Raw genomic sequence first — 240 nt, forward strand, 5'->3', positions numbered from 1 at the left:
CGGGCTGTGCGTGGGCGTCGTTGGCGCCGTACCGTACGTACTGGTCCGCGCCTTCCCGCCGGAGGTACGCTTCACTGGGATCTCTTTCTCTTATAATGTCTCGTATGCCAGTTTCGGTGGGCTGACCCCGATTGTGGTGACGGTGTTGATGGGGGTGTCACCCCTTGCACCTGCGTGGTACGTGCTGGCGTTCTCGCTGATGGGACTGGGTTTGGGGGGGTGGCTTCGCCAGTCCGAGGG

General features: G+C 62.9%; 1 pseudogene. It reads left to right on the forward strand.

Annotation, left to right across the window (positions count from 1 at the left end):
- A pseudogene (locus tag RTW80_RS30635) lies at positions 1 to 240 on the forward strand (MFS transporter); the annotation flags it as partial.

This window comes from Escherichia sp. AM3 (genome assembly GCF_032029835.1).
In the GTDB taxonomy this organism is placed as follows: domain Bacteria; phylum Pseudomonadota; class Gammaproteobacteria; order Enterobacterales; family Enterobacteriaceae; genus Escherichia; species Escherichia coli.